A 19564-nucleotide genomic window follows, 5' to 3' on the forward strand; every position below is an offset into this window, starting at 1 on the left:
AGAGGGATGGGTAAGACATGGCAACTGAACAACCGGCAATCACCCGCGCCACATTCGATGAAGTTATTTTGCCAATTTATGCACCGGCAGAATTCATCCCGGTGAAGGGGAAGGGCAGCCGCGTCTGGGATCAGCAGGGGAAAGAGTATATCGATTTCGCCGGCGGTATCGCGGTGACGGCGCTTGGCCATTGCCATCCGGCGCTGGTGGCGGCGCTGCATCAGCAGGGCGAAACGCTGTGGCACACCAGCAACGTCTTTACCAATGAGCCGGCGCTGCGTCTGGGACGTAAACTTGTCGAGGCTACCTTCGCCGAGCGCGTGGTGTTTATGAACTCCGGCACCGAAGCCAATGAAACGGCCTTTAAGCTGGCACGTCACTATGCGGTGACCCGCCATAGCCCGTATAAAACCAAAATCATCGCCTTCCATAATGCCTTTCATGGCCGCTCCCTGTTTACCGTTTCCGTCGGCGGTCAGCCGAAGTATTCCGATGGTTTCGGCCCAAAACCGGCGGATATTGTCCATGTTCCCTTCAACGATCTGCAGGCGGTAAAAGCGGTGATGGATGACCACACCTGCGCGGTGGTGGTGGAGCCGATTCAGGGCGAAGGCGGCGTGACGGCGGCCACGCCGGCTTTTCTGCAGGGACTGCGCGAGCTGTGCGATCAGTACCAGGCGCTGCTCGTCTTTGATGAAGTACAGTGCGGTATGGGGCGTACCGGCTCGCTGTTCGCCTATATGCACTACGGCGTGACCCCGGATATTCTGACCAGCGCCAAAGCGCTGGGCGGCGGCTTCCCGGTCAGCGCCATGCTGACCACCCACGAGATCGCCAGCGCCTTCCATGCGGGCTCCCATGGCTCAACCTACGGCGGCAACCCGCTGGCCTGCGCGGTCGCCAACGCCGCCTTCGATCTGATCAATACCCCGGCGGTGCTGGATGGCGTGAGCGCGAAGCGCGAACTATTTGTCAAACACCTGCAGCGGCTGGATGCCGAGTTTGATCTGTTCAGTGATATACGCGGGATGGGCCTGCTGATCGGCGCGGAACTCAAGCCGCAGCACAAAGGCCGCGCGCGTGATTTCCTCTATGCCGCGGCCGACGCCGGCGTCATGGTGCTCAACGCCGGGCCGGACGTGATGCGTTTTGTTCCCTCGCTGATCATCGACGAGCAGGATATTACTGAAGGGATGGCGCGCTTTGCCCAGGCGGTGGCAAAGGTGATTAACGGTTGATCTTCCGCAGCCAGATGCCATGGTGCGGCCGCTGACGCCATGCCACTGACGAAATGGTGTGCATGGTGTTCAGATGGCCCAGAATGCGTTGCAGATGCTGCTCCATGGTGCTTAACGGACCGATCGGCGCCTCGCTTTCCGGCGACTCCATAATATTGGCATCCCCTGCGCTGCCGGGACCATCGCTGTCCAGCCGCTGCTGGCAGCGCTGCAGCGCAATCTCACAGGATTCGAGATAGCGCTGGGCAAGATCCGGGGTCAGCATCGTATGCTCCCGGGCCAGGGTGGTCATAGCGTTGATGTGTTCGACGATAAACTGGCTGTGCGTCACCCACAGCTTCATATCTTCCAGATAGTGGGTATTAAACCCGGGTTCCTGCATCGCCTGATTCAGGGAGTTGTAGAGCGCGTTGTGCGCCTGGTTGACGCGCATGCGTTGATAGGCCAGCGCGGGGGCTTTTGGATCGGCGCTGAGGATCAGGCGAATTGCCTGCTGGTCGGCCTCCAGCGCATCGTGGGCGTTTTTTTTCAGCAGGCCGCTCTGCCACTGCGGCCACAGCCAGACCATCCCGCCGAAGGCGATCAGGCAGCCGATAAGGGTGTCGATCAGCCGGGCGATAATAAACTGTTCGCCGTTAAGCGTCAGCAGCTGCAGGGTATATACCGCCGTCACCGTAAACCCAACCATCGCCCAGCCATAGTGTTTGCGAATGATCAGATAGCTGAGCAGGGTAATCAGCAGCATCCCGCTCAGGGTGTAGCTCTCCGGAACGTGAAAATGCAAGGTCAGCCCGGCGATCGTCAGGCCGGCGAGCGTCCCTGCCGCCCGGTGAACAATACGCACCCGGGTGGCGCCATAGCCGTTCTGGGTGACGAAAAGCACCGTCATCAGGATCCAGTAGGGCTTAGGCAAGTGCAGGGCGTTGCCCATCAGGCTGGCGACGCTCAGCATCACGCTGATGCGGGCGGCATTGCGCAGCGCGGGCGATTTTAGCGACAGGTAGTTCTTTAGCGCGGGCAATAGCGGTAAACGACGCTCTTTGTCGGCCATCAGGTCCCGGGCATACAGCGGGCGCTGGGTATGCAGCACCCGGGCGATGCGGCTGAAGTGCCAGGCGCAGAAGTGGCCGACCGGGTTATCCGGATGTTGTCTGGCGATCTTTTCCAGAGCCTCGATCTGTTTATCCATCTGAAAGCGCTTTGGAAAGCGATGATAGAGCATGTCATCCGCCAGCACGCGCAGGCGGGCGGCGACGGTCTGCGCGTTCCAGCGGATCACCGCTTCGGCATGGCTGCGTTCCACCAGCTTTTGCACCTCTTCCGGCTGATGCAGGCTGACCGAAATATGCTCCTGCAGATCCAGCCCCATCTGAAACGCCCGCAGCAGGCGCTTATGATCGTTGCGTTGGTTAGCGGCCAGCATATGCATCTGCTGATAGCACTGGGTAATCAGATCGACCACTTTCTGCTGGCGGGTGAGCAGCGGCGGCAGGGCGGTCGAGGGATCGGTATGCTGGGTCAGCAGGCTGTATTTGGCTTCACAGTAGTCCGCCAGCTCCCGGTAAAGCAGGCTAAGCGACTCCCGTAGCGGCTGTTCGCGCCACAGCCAGAACCAGAACCAGTTAAACACGCCGTACCACAGCGTGCCGAAGGCGTAGATCAGCAGCGGCTCCCAGATGGGCATATTGCCCGCCAGGCTCAGGGTAAAGATGGCGGCGATCAGCGACGCGGGCAGCAGCCGCGCGTGCAGCGAACTGATCTCCGCGGTAACGCCGAGCAAGAGCGCCAGGCCGCTGAGAATAAACGGCAGGGGTATCGACTGGGCAAGCAGCAACTGCACCACCAGACTGCATCCGGCAAACAGGCAGCCGCCGATAATCAGGCGTTTGAAAAAGCGCTTATGCGGGGTATCAAGACCGGCAATGTTGCAGCAGGCGGGGACTAAGGAAAATAACAGCCCCTGCTGGAGATGGCCGAGCAGAAGACCGATGGCCACGGGCAGACACAGCACCAGCGTTTGCCGCAGTGCATAGTTGACTTCCGGGTGGTAAATCAGCCTGCGCCACATGAGGGAAAAACAAAAACGGCGTACTGCGGGAGCAATACGCCGCTTAGCAACTTAACGGGTGCCGTAGACGACGATGGTTTTACCGTGCGCGGAAATCAGGTTCTGATCTTCCAGCATTTTCAAAATACGACCAACGGTTTCACGAGAGCAGCCGACGATCTGACCAATTTCCTGGCGGGTAATTTTAATTTGCATACCGTCCGGGTGGGTCATGGCATCCGGTTGCTTCGCCAGGTTCAGCAGCGTCTGGGCGATACGGCCCGTCACGTCGAGGAAGGCCAGGTTGCCCACTTTCTCAGACGTGACCTGCAGACGGCGAGCCATTTGCGAAGAGAGACGCATCAGAATGTCCGGGTTCACCTGGATCAGCTGACGGAATTTCTTATAAGAGATTTCGGCCACTTCACATGCGGTTTTCGCCCGTACCCAGGCGCTACGCTCCTGACCCTCTTCAAACAGGCCTAATTCACCGATGAAATCGCCCTGGTTGAGGTAGGAGAGGATCATCTCTTTACCTTCTTCATCCTTGATGAGTACAGCCACGGAGCCTTTAACGATGTAGTACAGCGTTTCTGCTTTTTCACCCTGGTGGATCAGCGTGCTCTTTGATGGGTACTTATGAATGTGGCAATGAGACAAGAACCATTCAAGGGTAGGGTCTGTTTGCGGTTTGCCAAGCACCATGCGCGGTTATCCTCTGTTATAAGCTATCTCCGGGCGCCGACACTACACGGCGTCCGGGCATGCAATCGTATTGTTTCCCTATACCTGGGAAGCTGGCTGATGATTTTTCGACAGCCCGTAATGTGAACTCCTCTGCATACATGCAGTACATCAATGTATTACTGTAGCATCCAGACTGTTTTAGCATAGCTTTCGCCGCATGTCTCCTGGTGTCTCGCTTCAGCATGACGCAGGTCGCCTTCCGTTGCGAGAATTGTTATGTGCGCGTAATCTGACAGGAATATTGCGATACTGGAGTTAAATTTTATGCAAGCGCGTGTGAAATGGGTAGAAGGGTTAACCTTTATCGGGGAGTCCGCATCGGGACACCAGATTCTGATGGATGGCAACTCCGGGGATAAGGCTCCCAGCCCGATGGAGATGGTGCTGATGGCGGCGGGCGGTTGCAGTGCGATCGATGTGGTCTCCATTCTGCAAAAAGGTCGTCACGACGTGACCAATTGCGAAGTGAAGCTGACCTCCGAGCGTCGCGAAGAGGCTCCGCGTCTGTTCACGCATATTAATCTGCATTTTATCGTCACCGGCAAGGCGCTGAAAGATGCCGCGGTCTCCCGGGCGGTGGACCTGTCGGCAGAGAAATACTGCTCGGTGGCGCTGATGCTGGAAAAAGCGGTGAACATCACCCACTCCTATGAAGTGATCGAGGCGTAGTCTTCGCCTGCCGTTGTATCGAATCTCAACCCCGGCCAGGCCGGGGTTTTTTGGTTAGCCTATCTTACGGCCTTCCATCAGGCGCTCGACCAGCGGCGTCATGATAAGCTCCATCGCCAGCCCCATTTTACCGCCCGGCACCACCAGGGTGTTCATGTGCGAGATAAACGAGCCCTGCAGCATCGCCAACAGCCAGGGGAAATCGATATTCTGCAGATTGCGGAAATGGATCACCACAAAGCTCTCGTCCAGCGAGGGGATCGCTTTGGCGGCAAACGGGTTGGAGGTGTCCACCGTCGGCACGCGCTGAAAGTTGATATGGGTGCGGGAAAATTGCGGCGTAATGAAGTTGATGTAATCTTCCATCGAGCGGACGACCGAGTCCATCACCGCCTCCCGGGAGTGGCCGCGTTCGCTGGTGTCGCGAATAAGCTTTTGGATCCACTCGAGGTTAACGATAGGCACCACCCCGACCAGCAGGTCGACATGGCTGGCGACATCATGTTGCGGCGTGACAACCCCGCCGTGCAGCCCCTCATAGAACAGCACGTCTGTCGGCTCCGGCAGCGGCTGCCAGGGGGTAAAGGTCCCCGGCACCTGATTCCACGGCACGGCTTCGTCATAGGTGTGGAGGTATTTCCGCGACTGACCTTTGCCGTGGCGACCATAGTCGACAAAGGTCTGCTCCAGCAGGCCGAAGTCGTTCGCCTCCGGGCCAAAGTAGCTGATATGTTTACCCTGATCCCGCGCCTTACGGATCGCCATGTCCATTTCCGGGCGGGTGTAGCGATGAAAGCTATCGCCTTCCACCTCCGCGGCGTGCAGGTTTAGCTGCGCGAAGATTTTGCGAAAGGCAAGGCTGGTGGTGGTAGTGCCCGCGCCGCTGGAGCCCGTGACGGCGATCACCGGATGTTTGGCAGACATAACAACTCCCTGGTTAAACGATGTAGTGGCGTCGCCTTAGCCGTTAAACAGCGCGCGCGGCATAATATTGACTGTCTCATGCAGTTCCGACCACACAAGGACCGCCTCTCCGCGTTTCAGCTGCTGTTTTACATCGGCGACTTTATCGGCAAGTGAACGTTCATGTTCACCATAATCGGTGCCTTCACGTAACACAAAGCTTTCAATCAGGTTATCCAGCGTTTCGGGATCCAGATCCTGCCAGGGAATAATCATACGGGAACCTCCAGCCAGCGGTTTAACCAGTCAGGAATGCGTCTTTCCAGCCACATCTCCGGTTTACGCAGAGTGCCGCTGACAAAGCCAACGTGGCCGCCTTGCTCGGTCAATTGATACTCTACGTTCGCGGGCAGTTGCTCCTGCGGCGGAATCGAGTGGTGATCCATAAACGGATCGTCTTTCGCGTGAATGATGAGCGTCGGCTTAGTGATATCGCTGAGCCGCGGCATGGCGCTGCATTGCCGGTAATAATCCAGCGCATCGGCAAAGCCATGGATTTTGGCGGTGATCATATCGTCAAATTCCCGGATGCGGCGCATCCCTTTGAGCTGGCGTAAATCGACGGGCAGCGAGCCCGGGTACGCTTTCAGCTTGCGTGAAGCGTTGGCTTTTAACAGATTGAGCAGATAGCGCTGATAAACCCGCGAGAAGCCCTTATCCATATGATAGCTGCAGGCTTCGAGCATGAAAGGCGCGGAGACGATCACCGCCGCATCCAGCGGGCAGCGGTCGCCTTCTTCTGCCAGCAGGCAGCCCAGCATATTGCCGCCCAGCGAATAGCCGACGGCCGCGGTCGGCGCGGGACCAAACTCGCGCTTCAGCCAGTGCAAAAACCAGGTGCCATCTTCCGTTTCGCCGGAGTGATAGATGCGGTGATTGCGGTTAGGTTCGCCGCTGCAGCCGCGGAAATGCATCACCACGCCCAGCCAGCCGCGCTGCATCGCCGCGTGGATCAGACCATGAGCGTACGGGCTGTGCAGACTGCCTTCCAGGCCGTGAAAAACGACGAGGCGCGGCTTATGGCGCGCCTGGTGCGGGTCTTCGCTCCAGGCCAGATCGACAAAATCGCCGTCCGGCAGCTCAAGGCGCTGCCAGTGCGGGGTAAAGCGCAATTTACGGCGAATCAGCCGCGGCAGCATGGTTTGCAGATGACGATTGCCCACGCCGCGCATCGGATGGAACTCACGCGAATCGTTTTCGGGGGGCGTCATGTCTGTGGGGATGATTTCAACCATAGCACCAGAACAATTAATAAACGTGATGATGACTATACCGCGCAGGGCATGCAGGGGGTTAGCCAATATGTGGTCTTGCGGCCAGTGACGCCAGCTTACAGCAAAAACAAATCATTGATGTCGCTGATGGCCAGGCCATGAAGAGGGCAGAAACCCACCCTGCCAGCGGCAGCGTACGCGCAGGCAGGATGAAGAGGAAGAGTTTAGCCTTCCTGAAGCATGCGCTCCAGCTGCTCCTGGGCCTCCAGCCAGGCCATCTCGCACTCCTCCAGCCCGGTCTTCGCGCTGGCCTGTTGCTGCAGGCATTCGGTCAGCTCGGCTTTACGTGAGGCGTCATAAAGCTCACTGTCGCCAAGTTTTTCTTCCGCACTGGCCAACTGCGCGTTGAGCTTGTCCATCTCTTTTTCCAGACGGGCGATCTCTTTGCGCAGCGGTTGGGTCTGGCTGCGCAGCTCCGCTTCCCGACGCTTCTGGTCTTTGCGCGCCTGGGCGCTATTGCCGCTCTCTTTTGGCGCCTCGCCGCTCTGGGACTCCTGTTTTTGCGAGTCGCTGAGCCACTGCTGATAATCTTCCAGATCGCCGTCGAACGGCTCGACTTTACCATCGTGGACGAGGTACAGATCGTCAGTGGTGGAACGGATCAGGTGCCGATCGTGCGATACGACCACCAGCGCCCCTTCAAAGTCGATCAGCGCTTCGGTTAAGGCCTGACGCATATCGAGGTCAAGGTGGTTGGTCGGTTCATCGAGCAGCAGCAGGTTAGGGCGCTGCCAGACGATCAGGGCCAGTACCAGGCGCGCCTTTTCTCCACCAGAGAAGCGGCGGGTTTCTTCGCTCACCTTATCGCCCTGGAAACCAAAGCCGCCGAGATAATCACGCAGCTTCTGCTCCAGCTCCTGCGGCGCCAGACGCGCCAGGTGCTGCAGCGGCGACTCATCGGCGCGCAGGAATTCCAGCTGATGCTGGGCGAAGTAGCCGAGCTTGATGCCTTTCGCGAGGCCGATCTCGCCGCTTACGGGCTGGAGCTCGCCTGCCAGGAGCTTAATCAGCGTCGACTTCCCGGCGCCGTTGCGGCCCAGCAGGCCGATACGCGAGCCCGGCACCAGGTTAAGCTTGATGGAGTCGAGAATTATACGCTCGCCGTAGCCGGCGCTGACTTTCTCCATCTTCAGCAGCGGGTTAGGCAAGCTCTCCGGCTGGCGGAAGCTGAAGTGGAACGGGTTATCCACGTGCGCCGGAGCGATAAGCTCCATCCGCTCCAGCATTTTGATCCGGCTTTGCGCCTGCTTGGCCTTGGTGGCTTTGGCACGGAAGCGATCGATATAGCTTTGCAGGTGCGCGACGCGCTGCTGCTGGCTTTCGTACATCGCCTGCTGCTGAGCGAGGCGGGTGGCGCGCTGCACTTCAAACGAACTGTAGTTGCCGGTGTACTCAAACATTGTCTGCTGTTCGATATGGATAATTTTGTCGACGATAGGATCGAGAAAATCGCGATCGTGGGAGATGAGGATCAGCGTTCCCGTATAGCCCTTCAGCCACTTCTCCAGCCAGATCACCGCATCGAGATCGAGGTGGTTAGTCGGTTCATCGAGCAGCAGCAGATCGGAGCGGCAGATCAGCGCCTGGGCGAGGTTAAGGCGCATACGCCAGCCGCCGGAAAAATCGCTGACCGGCCGCTCAAGCTGTTCATTGCTGAAACCCAGACCGTGCAGCAGGCTGGCGGCGCGCGAACGGATCGTCCAGGCGTCGATGGCGTCCAGCTTACCGTGGACGGTGGCGATAGCATGACCGTCGTTGCGTTCGTTAGCCTGCTGGAGCGCGGCCTCCAGCTGGCGATACTCTCGATCGCCGTCAATGACATAATCGATTGCCGGCTGCGGTAGCGCCGGGGTTTCCTGATTCACCCAGGCCAGCTGCCAGTTGCCGGGAAAGGTCATACTGCCGCCGTCAGCGCTTATCTCGTTTTTCAAAAGCGATAGCAGCGTCGATTTCCCGCAGCCGTTTTTCCCCACCAGACCGACCTTTTGGCCAGGATTGATGGTAGCGGTGGCGTTGTCCAGCAGGACGCGTACGCCGCGACGAATTTGTAACGAGGAGAAAACAATCATAAGGCGCCGTATGTTCAGACTATGTTAATTTGTCATTATGATAATGTAGTGTGGAAGCGAATCGCTTCACCGGGCCGCCATGGTAGCCCAAAACGAAGACGATACACAAAGTCATTCTGGCTGTGTCAAAACGCCGGGGCTGTGCAGGCCGCCAGAAGACCTACGGGAGGGGAATGATGTCTCAGACAGCGAAAGTGTTGCTGCTGTATGCCCACCCAGAATCTCAGGATTCCGTGGCCAACCGGGTTTTATTAGAGCCGGCCTTACAGTTGCCGAACGTCACCGTGCACGATCTCTACGCGCACTATCCGGATTTTTTTATCGACATTGCTTACGAACAGGACCTGCTGTGCCAGCATGAGGTGATTGTTTTCCAGCACCCTTTATATACCTGGAGCTGTCCGGCGCTGCTTAAGGAGTGGCTGGATCGTGTGTTAAGCCGCGGCTTCGCCAGCGGCGCCGGAGGGAACGAACTGGCGGGAAAGTACTGGCGCAGCGTGATCACCACCGGCGAGCCTGAGAGCGCCTACCGTCGCGATGCTAATCGCTATCCGATGAACGATATTTTACGTCCTTTTGAACTGACCGCCGGCATGTGCCGTATGCACTGGATGAGCCCCATTATCGTCTACTGGGCCCGGAGGCAGCAGCCAGAGGAGCTGCGCAGCCGCGCCCTGGCCTACCGGGACTGGTTGGCCAACCCCATCGCCGCCGGAGGTGTCCATGGCGGGATCTGATTTGCTGCTGGCGGGGGTGTTGTTTTTGTTCGCGGCCGTCATCGCCGTCCCTCTGGCTTCAAGACTGGGGATTGGCGCGGTGCTGGGCTATCTGCTGGCCGGGATCGCCATTGGTCCGTGGGGGCTCGGGTTTATCAGCGATGTGGATGAAATTCTCCATTTCTCTGAGCTCGGCGTAGTGTTTCTGATGTTTATCATCGGCCTGGAGCTCAATCCCGCCAAGCTATGGCGACTGCGGAGCTCCATCTTCGGCGTTGGCGCGGCGCAGGTGATGCTCAGCGCGGCGATCCTCGGTGGGTTGCTGATGACGACCGGGTTTTCATGGCAGGCGGCGGTGGTCGGCGGGATCGGCCTGGCGATGTCTTCCACCGCCATGGCGCTGCAGCTGATGCGTGAGAAGGGAATGAGCCGCAGCGAAGCGGGACAGCTAGGCTTTTCGGTGCTGCTGTTTCAGGATCTGGCGGTGATCCCGGCGCTGGCGCTGGTGCCCCTGCTGGCCGGTTCAGCGGATGAGCATGTGAACTGGTTGACGGTCGGCATGAAGGTCCTGGCCTTTGCCGGGATGCTGATTGGCGGACGCTATCTGTTGCGGCCGGTGTTCCGTTTTATCGCCAGCTCGGGGGTCAGGGAGGTGTTCACTGCCGCCACGCTGCTGTTGGTCCTCGGATCTGCCCTGTTTATGGAGGCGCTGGGGCTGTCGATGGCGCTGGGCACCTTTATTGCCGGCGTGCTGCTGGCGGAAAGTGAGTATCGCCACGAACTGGAGATCGCTATCGATCCGTTCAAGGGGCTGCTGCTCGGGTTGTTCTTTATTTCCGTCGGCATGGCGCTGAACCTTGGCGTACTGTATACCCATCTGCTGTGGGTGGCGGTGAGCGTGGCGGTGCTGGTGGCGGTAAAAATGCTGGTGCTCTATCTGCTGGCCCGTCTCTATGGCCTGCGAAGTTCCGAGCGGATGCAGTTCGCGGGCGTATTAAGCCAGGGCGGCGAATTCGCGTTTGTCCTCTTTTCGCTGCCCGCCTCTCAGCGGTTGTTTCAGCACGACCAGATGGCGCTGCTGCTGGTGGCGGTAACGTTGTCGATGATGACGACGCCGCTGCTGATGAAGGGGATAGATAAGCTATTGTCGCGACGGCTGAACCCGGCGGACGATACCGGTGAGGCGCCGTGGGTGGAGGATGACAAGCCGCAGGTGATTATTGTCGGGTTTGGTCGCTTTGGTCAGGTCATTGGTCGCCTGCTGATGGCCAATAAGATGCGTATTACGGTACTGGAGCGGGACATCAGTGCGGTAAATCTGATGCGCAACTATGGCTATAAAGTCTATTTTGGCGATGCCACCCAGCTGGAGCTGCTGCGCTCGGCGGGAGCGGAAGAGGCGCAGTCGATCGTCATCACCTGTAATGAGCCAGAAGATACCATGCGGCTGGTGGAAATGTGTCAACAACACTTTCCACATCTGCATATTCTGGCCCGCGCTCGCGGGCGCGTTGAGGCGCATGAGCTGCTGCAGGCCGGCGTGACGCAGTTTTCTCGTGAAACTTTCTCCAGTGCGTTGGAGCTGGGGCGCAAAGCGCTCATCACCCTCGGGATGCATCCTCACCAGGCCCAGCGCGCGCAGCTGCACTTCCGACGCCTCGATATGCGAATGCTGCGCGAGCTAATGCCAGTGCATACTGATACGGTACAGATATCACGCGTGCGGGAGGCCCGGCGCGAACTGGAAGAGATTTTCCAGCGCGAAATGCAGAAAGAGAGCCGGCAGCTGGACGGCTGGGACGAGTTTGAATAAAGGTAAATCTTATGGCAGTGCGTAAACGTTTTATTGCCGGGGCGAAATGTCCGGCGTGCCAGGCGCAGGATTCGCTGGCAATGTGGCGTGAGAATAATGTCGATGTTGTTGAGTGCGTTAAGTGCGGTCATCAGATGCGTGAGGCAGATAAAGAGGCCCGTGAGCATGTACGCAAAGAGGAGCAGGTGATTGGCATTTTTCATCCCGACTAGCGTTATCCGTCGGCTTTTTTTAAGCTAAAGGGTACACGGCAGCAGAATTCCGCTACAATCTGCGCCACTATTCTTCCCATCTCAGGAGATATCATGAAAGTAGCAAAAGACCTGGTGGTCAGCCTGGCCTATCAGGTACGTACAGAAGACGGTGTGTTGGTTGATGAGTCTCCGGTAAGCGCGCCGCTGGATTACCTGCACGGTCACGGCTCCCTGATTTCCGGCCTGGAAAACGCGCTGGATGGCCACGAAGTGGGCGACAAATTTGACGTTGCCGTCGGCGCTAACGACGCTTACGGTCAGTATGACGAAAACCTGGTGCAGCGTGTACCGAAAGACGTCTTCATGGGCGTTGATGAACTGCAGGTTGGCATGCGCTTCCTGGCGGAAACCGATCAGGGTCCGGTACCAGTAGAAATCACTGAAGTTGAAGACGACCACGTTGTGGTTGATGGCAACCACATGCTGGCTGGCCAGAACCTGAAGTTTAATGTGGAAGTCGTCGCCATCCGCGAAGCGACTGCGGAAGAGCTGGAGCACGGTCACGTGCACGGCGCGCATGGCCACGATCACGATCATGACCATGGTCATGACGGTTGCTGCGGCGGCCACGGCCACGATCATGGTCACGACCATGGTAAAGGCGGCTGCGGCGGCCACGGTGGCTGCGGCTGCCACTAATCTTTGCGCTTCGGCACGAAGACGACAAAAAAGCGGGGAAACCCGCTTTTTTTACGCCTCAATAGTGCGGCGGTGGCGTCTCTTCCGCCTGGGAGGCGATATGGGAGGGGAGGGTCGCCTTCAGCTTCTCGATCATCAGACGCATATGCTCCCGCATCTTCGCCATCTCGATCTCGTGGGCGGTCACGGTTTTGTTGAGGTCTTCGATGGTGATTTCCTGAAACGCCAGCCGGCTTTCCAGCTCCGCAAGGCGCGTTTCTAATGTGCTATCGTGCATGGGTAACCTCTTTAGTCTGATCCTGCGGGCGGATTCTACTTAAGTTTCCCCTGGCGCGCAGCATCGCTGCGCCGTACAGGAAACTTATTCATACAAAAATAGTCCTAAAAGAGGCGATATTCAGGAACGTCCGTATGTAGATTTTAACGGCAACGTTCTATAGTACGTTTTTTGCTTTTTACGATAACCCTGGGGCGAGAGGCCCCGGCCCTGGAGAAATGGATGAAATCACTGTTTAAAGTAACGCTGCTGGCGACCACAATGGCCGTAGCCCTGAATGCACCGCTGACCTTCGCTGCAGATACGGCAACGAAGGCAGCCCCGGCGGCTGAGAGTAAATCGGCATTTAAAAATGACGATCAGAAATCGGCCTATGCGCTGGGCGCGTCCCTGGGGCGTTACATGGAAAACTCCCTGAAAGAACAAGAGAAGCTGGGCATTAAGCTGGATAAAGCCCAGCTGATCGCCGGCGTACAGGACGCGTTTGCCGATAAGAGCAAACTGTCCGACCAGGAGATCGAACAGACTCTGCAGGCCTTTGAAACGCGCGTGAAGACCGCGGCTCAGCAGAAAATGGAAAAAGACGCCACTGAGAACGAAGCCAAAGGCAAAGCGTTCCGTGACAACTTTGCCAAAGAGAAGGGCGTGAAAACCTCAAAAACTGGCCTGCTGTATAAAGTCGAGAAAGAAGGCGCTGGCGATGCGCCGAAAGACAGCGATACCGTGGTGGTAAACTACAAAGGTACCCTGATCGACGGTAAAGAGTTTGATAACTCTTATACTCGCGGCGAGCCGCTCTCTTTCCGTCTCGACGGCGTGATCCCGGGCTGGACTGAAGGCCTGAAGAACATCAAGAAAGGCGGCAAAATCAAGCTGGTTATTCCGCCGGACCTGGCCTACGGTAAAACTGGCGTCCCGGGCATCCCGGCCAACTCTACGCTGGTCTTTGATGTAGAACTGCTGGATATCAAACCGGCGCCGAAGGCAGATGCACAGCCGGAAGCCGCAGGCGATGCGAAAGCCGCGGACGCGAAAGCTGACGCTAAGAAGTAATCAGGTTCAGGCCGCCGTCTCGTCAGAGGCGGCGGCTTTTTTATTGAGCGCAGATATAATTAAAACTGGAAAGATCCTCAGGCGCTGTATTACTTTAGATAGCTTAATAATGATGATGAGCCTGCCCTGACAATAACGACAGGCTCCTGAAAAGGAGTGCTTTTTTTCATGTCCAGGTCGCTTTTAACCAATGAAACCAGCGAGCTTGACCTGCTGGATCAACGTCCCTTTGACCAGACCGATTTCGATATTCTCAAATCTTATGAAGCGGTAGTGGACGGGTTGGCGATGCTCATCGGTTCGCACTGTGAAATCGTGCTGCATTCTTTGCAGGATCTGAAATGCTCTGCCATCCGTATCGCCAATGGTGAACATACCGGCCGCCAAATTGGTTCACCGATTACCGATCTTGCGCTGCGCATGCTGCACGATATGACGGGCGCCGATAGCAGCGTTTCCAAATGCTACTTTACCCGTGCTAAAAGCGGCGTACTGATGAAGTCGGTGACGATTGCCATTCGCAACCGCGATCACCGGGTGATTGGTCTGCTGTGTATCAACATGAATCTGGATGTGCCGTTTTCCCAGATCATGAGCACCTTTATTCCGCCAGAAACGCCTGAAGTGAACTCGCCGGTGAACTTTGCTTCTTCGGTAGACGATCTGGTCGCCCAGACGCTGGAGTTCACCATTGAAGAGGTGAATGCCGATCGCAGCGTGTCTAACAATGCGAAAAACCGTCAAATCGTGCTGAATCTCTACGAGAAAGGGATCTTCGATATTAAAGACGCTATTAACCAGGTAGCCGATCGTCTGAACATCTCCAAGCACACCGTCTACCTCTATATTCGCCAGTTCAAAAGCGGCGATTTCCAGGGGCTGGATAAGTAATGCGTTTTGCCCTCACGGTGACCGGCCCAGCCTATGGCACGCAGCAGGCGAGCAGCGCCTGGCAATTTGCCCAGGCCGTGCTGCAGGAAGGCCATGAGCTGGCGTGCGTTTTTTTCTATCGCGAAGGCGTGCTTAACGCTAACCAGTTGACGGCGCCCGCCAGCGATGAGTTCGATCTGGTGCGCGGGTGGCAATCCCTCCACGATGAGCACGGCGTCGCGCTGCATATCTGCGTGGCGGCCGCCCTGCGTCGTGGCGTAACGGACGAACGCGAAGCGCAACAGCTCGCTCTGCCTGGCCACAATTTGCAGCCGGGTTTTACCTTGAGCGGGCTCGGCGCGCTAGCGGAAGCGGCGCTTACTTGCGATCGGATGGTGCAGTTCTGATGAAACGTGTGGCTTTTGTATTTTCCTCTGCGCCGCACGGCAGCGCCGCTGGCAGGGAAGGCCTCGATGCCTTATTAGCAACCTCCGCGCTCACCGACGATATTGGCGTGTTTTTTGTGGGCGACGGCGTGTTTCAGCTGTTACCCGAACAGCGGCCTGGCGCTGTGCTGGCCCGCGACTACATCGCTACCTTTAAATTGCTGTCGCTATATGATATCGACCAGTGCTGGCTGTGCGCCGACTCAGCGCGAGAGCGCGGCCTGGATCCCACGACCCCGTGGGTGGTGGATGTCGAATGCCTGGCGCCGGATGCCCTGCGCGCCCGTCTGCATGAATTTGATGTGATTTTGCGTTTCTGAGGCCCCCATGCTCCATACGCTCAGTGTTTCCCCCTGGCATGCCGACATCGCAGCGATGCTTCGTTTGATGGAGCACGGCGACGATCTGGTACTACTGTCTGACGGCGTCACCGCGGCCATCGCCGATGGTCGCTTCCTTGAGATCCTGCAATCCGCCCCCATAACCTTATACGTGCTGCAAGACGACGTTGACGCCCGCGGGCTGGCTGGTCAAATTGCGGACAGTGTCGGCAGGGTTAGCTATACTGATTTCGTCAGACTCACAGTCAAACATGCCGGTCAGTTGGCCTGGTGATGGCGGGATCGTTGTATATTTCTTGACACCTTTTCGGCACCGCCCTAAAATTCTGCGTCCTCATAATATATGAGGCGATTTATTACGTGTTTACGAAGCAAAAGCTAAAACCAGGAGCTATTTAATGGCAACAATTAACCAGCTGGTACGCAAACCACGCGCGCGCAAAGTTGCAAAGAGCAACGTGCCAGCGCTGGAAGCCTGCCCGCAGAAACGTGGCGTATGTACTCGCGTATATACCACCACTCCTAAGAAACCGAACTCCGCACTGCGTAAAGTTTGCCGTGTGCGTCTGACTAACGGTTTCGAAGTCACCTCCTACATCGGTGGTGAAGGTCACAACCTGCAGGAGCACTCCGTGATCCTGATCCGTGGCGGTCGTGTTAAAGACCTTCCGGGTGTTCGTTACCACACCGTTCGTGGTGCGCTTGACTGCTCCGGCGTTAAAGACCGTAAGCAGGCTCGCTCCAAGTACGGCGTGAAGCGTCCTAAGGCTTAATGGTTCTCCGTTAAGTAAGGCCAAACTGATTTATCTTAATGTCATACTAAACTCTTAGAGTTTTGGACAATCCTGAATTAACAACGGAGTATTTCCATGCCACGTCGTCGCGTCATTGGTCAGCGTAAAATTCTGCCGGATCCGAAGTTCGGATCAGAACTGCTGGCTAAATTTGTCAATATCCTGATGGTAGATGGTAAAAAATCTACTGCAGAAACTATCGTATACAGCGCGCTGGAGACCCTGGCTCAGCGTTCTGGTAAATCTGAACTGGAAGCCTTCGAAGTTGCGCTCGAAAACGTGCGCCCGACTGTCGAAGTTAAGTCCCGCCGCGTAGGTGGTTCTACTTATCAGGTTCCAGTTGAAGTTCGTCCGGTCCGTCGTAATGCCCTGGCAATGCGTTGGATCGTTGAAGCTGCTCGTAAACGCGGTGATAAATCCATGGCTCTGCGCCTGGCGAACGAACTCACTGATGCTGCAGACAACAAAGGTACTGCAGTTAAGAAACGTGAAGACGTTCACCGTATGGCCGAAGCCAACAAGGCGTTCGCTCACTACCGTTGGTAATCCCTTCGGAGTCATAGTCACCAGGCGGGCGCTTCAGATGAGTCGCCCGCTCTGGATAACTTAACTGAACGCCTAAAGAAATAAACGAGGAATCAAATGGCTCGTACAACACCCATCGCACGCTACCGTAACATCGGTATCAGTGCGCACATCGACGCCGGTAAAACCACTACTACCGAACGTATTCTGTTCTACACCGGTGTAAACCACAAAATCGGTGAAGTTCATGACGGCGCCGCTACCATGGACTGGATGGAGCAGGAGCAGGAACGTGGTATCACCATCACTTCCGCTGCGACTACTGCATTCTGGTCTGGTATGGCCAAACAGTATGAACCGCACCGCGTAAACATCATCGACACCCCGGGGCACGTTGACTTCACTATCGAAGTAGAACGTTCCATGCGTGTTCTTGATGGTGCGGTAATGGTTTACTGCGCAGTTGGTGGTGTTCAGCCGCAGTCTGAAACCGTATGGCGTCAGGCAAACAAATATAAAGTTCCGCGCATCGCGTTCGTTAACAAAATGGACCGCATGGGCGCTAACTTCCTGAAAGTTGTTGGTCAGATCAAAACCCGTCTGGGCGCGAACCCGGTTCCGCTGCAGCTGGCAATTGGTGCTGAAGAAGGTTTCACCGGCGTTGTTGACCTGGTGAAAATGAAAGCCATCAACTGGAACGATGCAGACCAGGGCGTAACCTTCGAATACGAAGATATCCCGGCTGACATGCAGGACCTGGCTGATGAATGGCACCAGAACCTGATCGAATCCGCAGCTGAAGCTTCTGAAGAGCTGATGGAAAAATACCTGGGTGGTGAAGAACTGACTGAAGAAGAGATCAAAAAAGCTCTGCGTCAGCGCGTTCTGAACAACGAAATCATCCTGGTAACCTGTGGTTCTGCGTTCAAGAACAAAGGCGTTCAGGCGATGCTGGATGCGGTAATTGATTACCTGCCATCCCCGGTTGACGTACCTGCGATCAACGGTATCCTGGACGACGGTAAAGATACCCCGGCTGAGCGTCACGCAAGCGACGACGAGCCGTTCTCTGCACTGGCGTTCAAAATCGCTACCGACCCGTTCGTGGGTAACCTGACCTTCTTCCGCGTGTACTCCGGTGTGGTTAACTCTGGTGATACCGTACTGAACTCCGTGAAAGCTGCACGTGAGCGTTTCGGTCGTATCGTTCAGATGCACGCTAACAAACGTGAAGAGATCAAAGAAGTTCGCGCGGGCGACATCGCTGCTGCTATCGGTCTGAAAGACGTAACCACTGGTGACACCCTGTGTGACCCGGATGCGCCGATCATTCTGGAGCGTATGGAATTCCCTGAGCCGGTAATCTCCATCGCCGTTGAGCCGAAAACCAAAGCTGACCAGGAAAAAATGGGTCTGGCTCTGGGTCGTCTGGCTAAAGAAGACCCGTCTTTCCGCGTATGGACTGACGAAGAGTCTAACCAGACCATTATCGCCGGTATGGGTGAGCTGCACCTCGACATCATCGTTGACCGTATGAAGCGTGAATTCAACGTTGAAGCGAACGTCGGTAAACCTCAGGTTGCTTACCGTGAAGCGATTCGCGCGAAAGTTACCGATATCGAAGGTAAACACGCCAAGCAGTCTGGTGGTCGTGGTCAGTACGGTCACGTTGTGATCGACATGTACCCGCTGGAGCCGGGCTCTAACCCGAAAGGTTACGAGTTCATCAACGACATCAAAGGTGGTGTAATTCCTGGCGAATACATCCCGGCCGTTGATAAAGGCATCCAGGAACAGCTGAAAGCTGGTCCGCTGGCAGGTTACCCGGTAGTTGATATGGGTATCCGTCTGCACTTCGGTTCTTACCACGACGTTGACTCCTCTGAGCTGGCGTTTAAACTGGCTGCGTCTATTGCCTTTAAAGAAGGCTTTAAGAAAGCAAAACCAGTTCTGCTTGAGCCGATCATGAAGGTTGAAGTAGAAACTCCGGAAGAGAACACTGGTGACGTTATCGGTGACTTGAGCCGTCGTCGCGGTATGCTGCGCGGTCAGGAATCCGAAGTAACCGGCGTTAAGATCCACGCTGAAGTACCGCTGTCCGAAATGTTCGGTTATGCAACTCAGCTGCGTTCTCTGACCAAAGGTCGTGCATCATACACCATGGAATTCCTGAAGTATGATGATGCGCCGAACAACGTTGCTCAGGCCGTTATTGAAGCCCGTGGTAAATAATCCACAGGATTAAAACCTAAGTCCCGTGCTCTCTCCGAAGGGGAGAGCACTATAGTAAGGAATATAGCCGTGTCTAAAGAAAAATTTGAACGTACAAAACCGCACGTCAACGTTGGTACTATCGGCCACGTTGACCATGGTAAAACTACCCTGACTGCTGCCATCACTACCGTTCTGGCTAAAACCTACGGTGGTTCCGCTCGCGCATTCGACCAGATCGATAACGCGCCGGAAGAAAAAGCTCGTGGTATCACCATCAACACCTCTCACGTTGAATATGACACCCCGACTCGCCACTACGCGCACGTAGACTGCCCGGGCCACGCCGACTATGTTAAAAACATGATCACCGGTGCTGCGCAGATGGACGGCGCGATCCTGGTTGTTGCTGCGACTGACGGCCCGATGCCGCAGACTCGTGAGCACATCCTGCTGGGTCGTCAGGTAGGCGTTCCGTACATCATCGTGTTCCTGAACAAATGCGACATGGTTGATGACGAAGAGCTGCTGGAACTGGTTGAGATGGAAGTTCGTGAACTGCTGTCTCAGTACGATTTCCCGGGCGACGACACTCCGATCGTTCGTGGTTCTGCTCTG

Annotated in this window: 22 protein-coding genes; 15 read left to right on the forward strand and 7 right to left on the reverse strand. The window is 56.5% G+C overall.

Features of this window, described 5'->3' with window-relative positions:
- The first annotated feature begins 17 nt into the window (after window positions 1-17).
- Window positions 18-1238: an aspartate aminotransferase family protein gene (locus tag KHQ23_RS07160; protein ID WP_032435142.1), complete on the forward strand. Its 1221-nt coding sequence runs from the start codon at window positions 18-20 to the stop codon at window positions 1236-1238.
- Here the strand turns inward: KHQ23_RS07160 and KHQ23_RS07165 are convergent.
- Both KHQ23_RS07165 and crp read right to left on the reverse strand, forming a co-directional pair.
- Window positions 1228-3306 (reverse strand): YccS/YhfK family putative transporter, encoded by a 2079-nt coding sequence (locus KHQ23_RS07165; RefSeq protein WP_004150035.1) that lies wholly within the window; start codon window positions 3304-3306, stop codon window positions 1228-1230. The two genes, KHQ23_RS07160 and KHQ23_RS07165, sit on opposite strands and share 11 nt — an antisense overlap.
- A gap of 51 nt (window positions 3307-3357) precedes the next feature.
- Complete coding sequence (crp, locus tag KHQ23_RS07170) at window positions 3358-3990, reverse strand: cAMP-activated global transcriptional regulator CRP (protein ID WP_000242758.1); 633 nt, start codon at window positions 3988-3990, stop codon at window positions 3358-3360.
- Between the two features lie 306 nt (window positions 3991-4296).
- Here crp and KHQ23_RS07175 point away from each other — a divergent pair, with 306 nt between their 5' ends.
- Window positions 4297-4701, forward strand: coding sequence for an OsmC family protein (locus KHQ23_RS07175; protein WP_002920158.1), 405 nt, complete (start codon window positions 4297-4299; stop codon window positions 4699-4701).
- A 54-nt stretch (window positions 4702-4755) separates the two neighbouring features.
- Here KHQ23_RS07175 and KHQ23_RS07180 read toward each other — a convergent pair whose 3' ends face one another.
- The 4 genes from KHQ23_RS07180 to KHQ23_RS07195 form a co-directional block, all read right to left on the reverse strand.
- A complete protein-coding gene (locus KHQ23_RS07180) occupies window positions 4756-5625 on the reverse strand; it encodes a phosphoribulokinase (protein ID WP_002920153.1) in 870 nt (289 codons plus the stop codon).
- Between the two features lie 36 nt (window positions 5626-5661).
- Window positions 5662-5880, reverse strand: coding sequence for a YheU family protein (locus tag KHQ23_RS07185; protein ID WP_002920151.1), 219 nt, complete (start codon window positions 5878-5880; stop codon window positions 5662-5664).
- Entirely contained in the window at window positions 5877-6875 is a 999-nt protein-coding gene (locus KHQ23_RS07190; RefSeq protein WP_024264627.1) for a hydrolase, read from the reverse strand. Before KHQ23_RS07190 ends, KHQ23_RS07185 begins: the two co-directional genes overlap by 4 nt.
- 227 nt (window positions 6876-7102) lie before the next feature.
- Window positions 7103-9007, reverse strand: coding sequence for an ABC transporter ATP-binding protein (locus tag KHQ23_RS07195; protein WP_004901033.1), 1905 nt, complete (start codon window positions 9005-9007; stop codon window positions 7103-7105).
- Between the two features lie 173 nt (window positions 9008-9180).
- On the opposite strand from KHQ23_RS07195, the gene kefG reads away from it, so the two are divergent.
- From kefG to slyD, 4 genes are all read left to right on the forward strand, one after another.
- A complete protein-coding gene (gene kefG, locus KHQ23_RS07200) occupies window positions 9181-9744 on the forward strand; it encodes a glutathione-regulated potassium-efflux system ancillary protein KefG (protein WP_032421862.1) in 564 nt (187 codons plus the stop codon).
- On the forward strand, window positions 9731-11536 hold the full coding sequence (kefB, locus tag KHQ23_RS07205; protein WP_004150031.1) for a glutathione-regulated potassium-efflux system protein KefB: 1806 nt from the start codon (window positions 9731-9733) through the stop codon (window positions 11534-11536). The genes kefG and kefB overlap by 14 nt, the downstream gene beginning before the upstream one ends.
- An 11-nt stretch (window positions 11537-11547) precedes the next feature.
- Window positions 11548-11748 carry a YheV family putative zinc ribbon protein gene (locus tag KHQ23_RS07210; protein WP_002920143.1) on the forward strand — a complete coding sequence of 67 codons (201 nt, stop codon included), beginning with the start codon at window positions 11548-11550 and terminating at the stop codon, window positions 11746-11748.
- 93 nt (window positions 11749-11841) lie between these two features.
- Window positions 11842-12429: a peptidylprolyl isomerase gene (gene slyD, locus KHQ23_RS07215; protein WP_002920140.1), complete on the forward strand. Its 588-nt coding sequence runs from the start codon at window positions 11842-11844 to the stop codon at window positions 12427-12429.
- Between the two features lie 58 nt (window positions 12430-12487).
- Here slyD and KHQ23_RS07220 read toward each other — a convergent pair whose 3' ends face one another.
- Window positions 12488-12706 (reverse strand): protein SlyX, encoded by a 219-nt coding sequence (locus tag KHQ23_RS07220; protein WP_020804863.1) that lies wholly within the window; start codon window positions 12704-12706, stop codon window positions 12488-12490.
- Between the two features lie 222 nt (window positions 12707-12928).
- On the opposite strand from KHQ23_RS07220, the gene fkpA reads away from it, so the two are divergent.
- The 9 genes from fkpA to KHQ23_RS07265 form a co-directional block, all read left to right on the forward strand.
- Window positions 12929-13759, forward strand: coding sequence for an FKBP-type peptidyl-prolyl cis-trans isomerase (gene fkpA, locus KHQ23_RS07225; protein ID WP_004174060.1), 831 nt, complete (start codon window positions 12929-12931; stop codon window positions 13757-13759).
- A 168-nt stretch (window positions 13760-13927) separates the two neighbouring features.
- A complete protein-coding gene (locus KHQ23_RS07230) occupies window positions 13928-14650 on the forward strand; it encodes a transcriptional regulator (protein ID WP_002920130.1) in 723 nt (240 codons plus the stop codon).
- On the forward strand, window positions 14650-15036 hold the full coding sequence (gene tusD / locus KHQ23_RS07235; protein ID WP_002920128.1) for a sulfurtransferase complex subunit TusD: 387 nt from the start codon (window positions 14650-14652) through the stop codon (window positions 15034-15036). The genes KHQ23_RS07230 and tusD overlap by 1 nt, the downstream gene beginning before the upstream one ends.
- Window positions 15036-15395: a sulfurtransferase complex subunit TusC gene (gene tusC / locus KHQ23_RS07240; RefSeq protein ID WP_004185917.1), complete on the forward strand. Its 360-nt coding sequence runs from the start codon at window positions 15036-15038 to the stop codon at window positions 15393-15395. Before tusD ends, tusC begins: the two co-directional genes overlap by 1 nt.
- Before the next feature lie 7 nt (window positions 15396-15402).
- A complete protein-coding gene (tusB, locus tag KHQ23_RS07245) occupies window positions 15403-15690 on the forward strand; it encodes a sulfurtransferase complex subunit TusB (protein ID WP_002920119.1) in 288 nt (95 codons plus the stop codon).
- A gap of 124 nt (window positions 15691-15814) precedes the next feature.
- Window positions 15815-16189, forward strand: coding sequence for a 30S ribosomal protein S12 (gene rpsL, locus KHQ23_RS07250; RefSeq protein WP_002920115.1), 375 nt, complete (start codon window positions 15815-15817; stop codon window positions 16187-16189).
- Between the two features lie 96 nt (window positions 16190-16285).
- The gene (gene rpsG / locus KHQ23_RS07255) at window positions 16286-16756 is read left to right on the forward strand and encodes a 30S ribosomal protein S7 (protein WP_002920113.1); all 471 of its coding nucleotides are present in this window, start codon (window positions 16286-16288) and stop codon (window positions 16754-16756) included.
- 96 nt (window positions 16757-16852) lie between these two features.
- Window positions 16853-18967, forward strand: a complete 2115-nt coding sequence (gene fusA / locus KHQ23_RS07260; protein ID WP_002920103.1) for an elongation factor G — start codon at window positions 16853-16855, stop codon at window positions 18965-18967.
- 69 nt (window positions 18968-19036) lie between these two features.
- A partial coding sequence (locus KHQ23_RS07265) for a GTP-binding protein (RefSeq protein ID WP_040196903.1) occupies window positions 19037-19564 on the forward strand: 528 nt, incomplete at its 3' end.

It is taken from the genome of Klebsiella sp. 64 (assembly GCF_018223915.1).
GTDB lineage: Bacteria > Pseudomonadota > Gammaproteobacteria > Enterobacterales > Enterobacteriaceae > Klebsiella > Klebsiella pneumoniae.

Bases quoted from the DNA above. Each gene is read 5' to 3' on its own strand.
- KHQ23_RS07220 (WP_020804863.1), bottom strand. From the start codon at position 12,706: ATGCACGATAGCACATTAGAAACGCGCCTTGCGGAGCTGGAAAGCCGG.
- crp (WP_000242758.1), bottom strand. From the start codon at position 3,990: ATGGTGCTTGGCAAACCGCAAACAGACCCTACCCTTGAATGGTTCTTG.
- rpsG (WP_002920113.1), top strand. From the start codon at position 16,286: ATGCCACGTCGTCGCGTCATTGGTCAGCGTAAAATTCTGCCGGATCCG.
- fusA (WP_002920103.1), top strand. From the start codon at position 16,853: ATGGCTCGTACAACACCCATCGCACGCTACCGTAACATCGGTATCAGT.
- tusC (WP_004185917.1), top strand. From the start codon at position 15,036: ATGAAACGTGTGGCTTTTGTATTTTCCTCTGCGCCGCACGGCAGCGCC.
- KHQ23_RS07165 (WP_004150035.1), bottom strand. From the start codon at position 3,306: ATGTGGCGCAGGCTGATTTACCACCCGGAAGTCAACTATGCACTGCGG.
- KHQ23_RS07210 (WP_002920143.1), top strand. From the start codon at position 11,548: ATGGCAGTGCGTAAACGTTTTATTGCCGGGGCGAAATGTCCGGCGTGC.
- tusD (WP_002920128.1), top strand. From the start codon at position 14,650: ATGCGTTTTGCCCTCACGGTGACCGGCCCAGCCTATGGCACGCAGCAG.
- KHQ23_RS07195 (WP_004901033.1), bottom strand. From the start codon at position 9,007: ATGATTGTTTTCTCCTCGTTACAAATTCGTCGCGGCGTACGCGTCCTG.
- KHQ23_RS07160 (WP_032435142.1), top strand. From the start codon at position 18: ATGGCAACTGAACAACCGGCAATCACCCGCGCCACATTCGATGAAGTT.
- KHQ23_RS07175 (WP_002920158.1), top strand. From the start codon at position 4,297: ATGCAAGCGCGTGTGAAATGGGTAGAAGGGTTAACCTTTATCGGGGAG.
- KHQ23_RS07190 (WP_024264627.1), bottom strand. From the start codon at position 6,875: ATGACGCCCCCCGAAAACGATTCGCGTGAGTTCCATCCGATGCGCGGC.
- KHQ23_RS07180 (WP_002920153.1), bottom strand. From the start codon at position 5,625: ATGTCTGCCAAACATCCGGTGATCGCCGTCACGGGCTCCAGCGGCGCG.
- KHQ23_RS07230 (WP_002920130.1), top strand. From the start codon at position 13,928: ATGTCCAGGTCGCTTTTAACCAATGAAACCAGCGAGCTTGACCTGCTG.
- KHQ23_RS07185 (WP_002920151.1), bottom strand. From the start codon at position 5,880: ATGATTATTCCCTGGCAGGATCTGGATCCCGAAACGCTGGATAACCTG.
- slyD (WP_002920140.1), top strand. From the start codon at position 11,842: ATGAAAGTAGCAAAAGACCTGGTGGTCAGCCTGGCCTATCAGGTACGT.
- kefB (WP_004150031.1), top strand. From the start codon at position 9,731: ATGGCGGGATCTGATTTGCTGCTGGCGGGGGTGTTGTTTTTGTTCGCG.
- kefG (WP_032421862.1), top strand. From the start codon at position 9,181: ATGATGTCTCAGACAGCGAAAGTGTTGCTGCTGTATGCCCACCCAGAA.
- tusB (WP_002920119.1), top strand. From the start codon at position 15,403: ATGCTCCATACGCTCAGTGTTTCCCCCTGGCATGCCGACATCGCAGCG.
- fkpA (WP_004174060.1), top strand. From the start codon at position 12,929: ATGAAATCACTGTTTAAAGTAACGCTGCTGGCGACCACAATGGCCGTA.
- rpsL (WP_002920115.1), top strand. From the start codon at position 15,815: ATGGCAACAATTAACCAGCTGGTACGCAAACCACGCGCGCGCAAAGTT.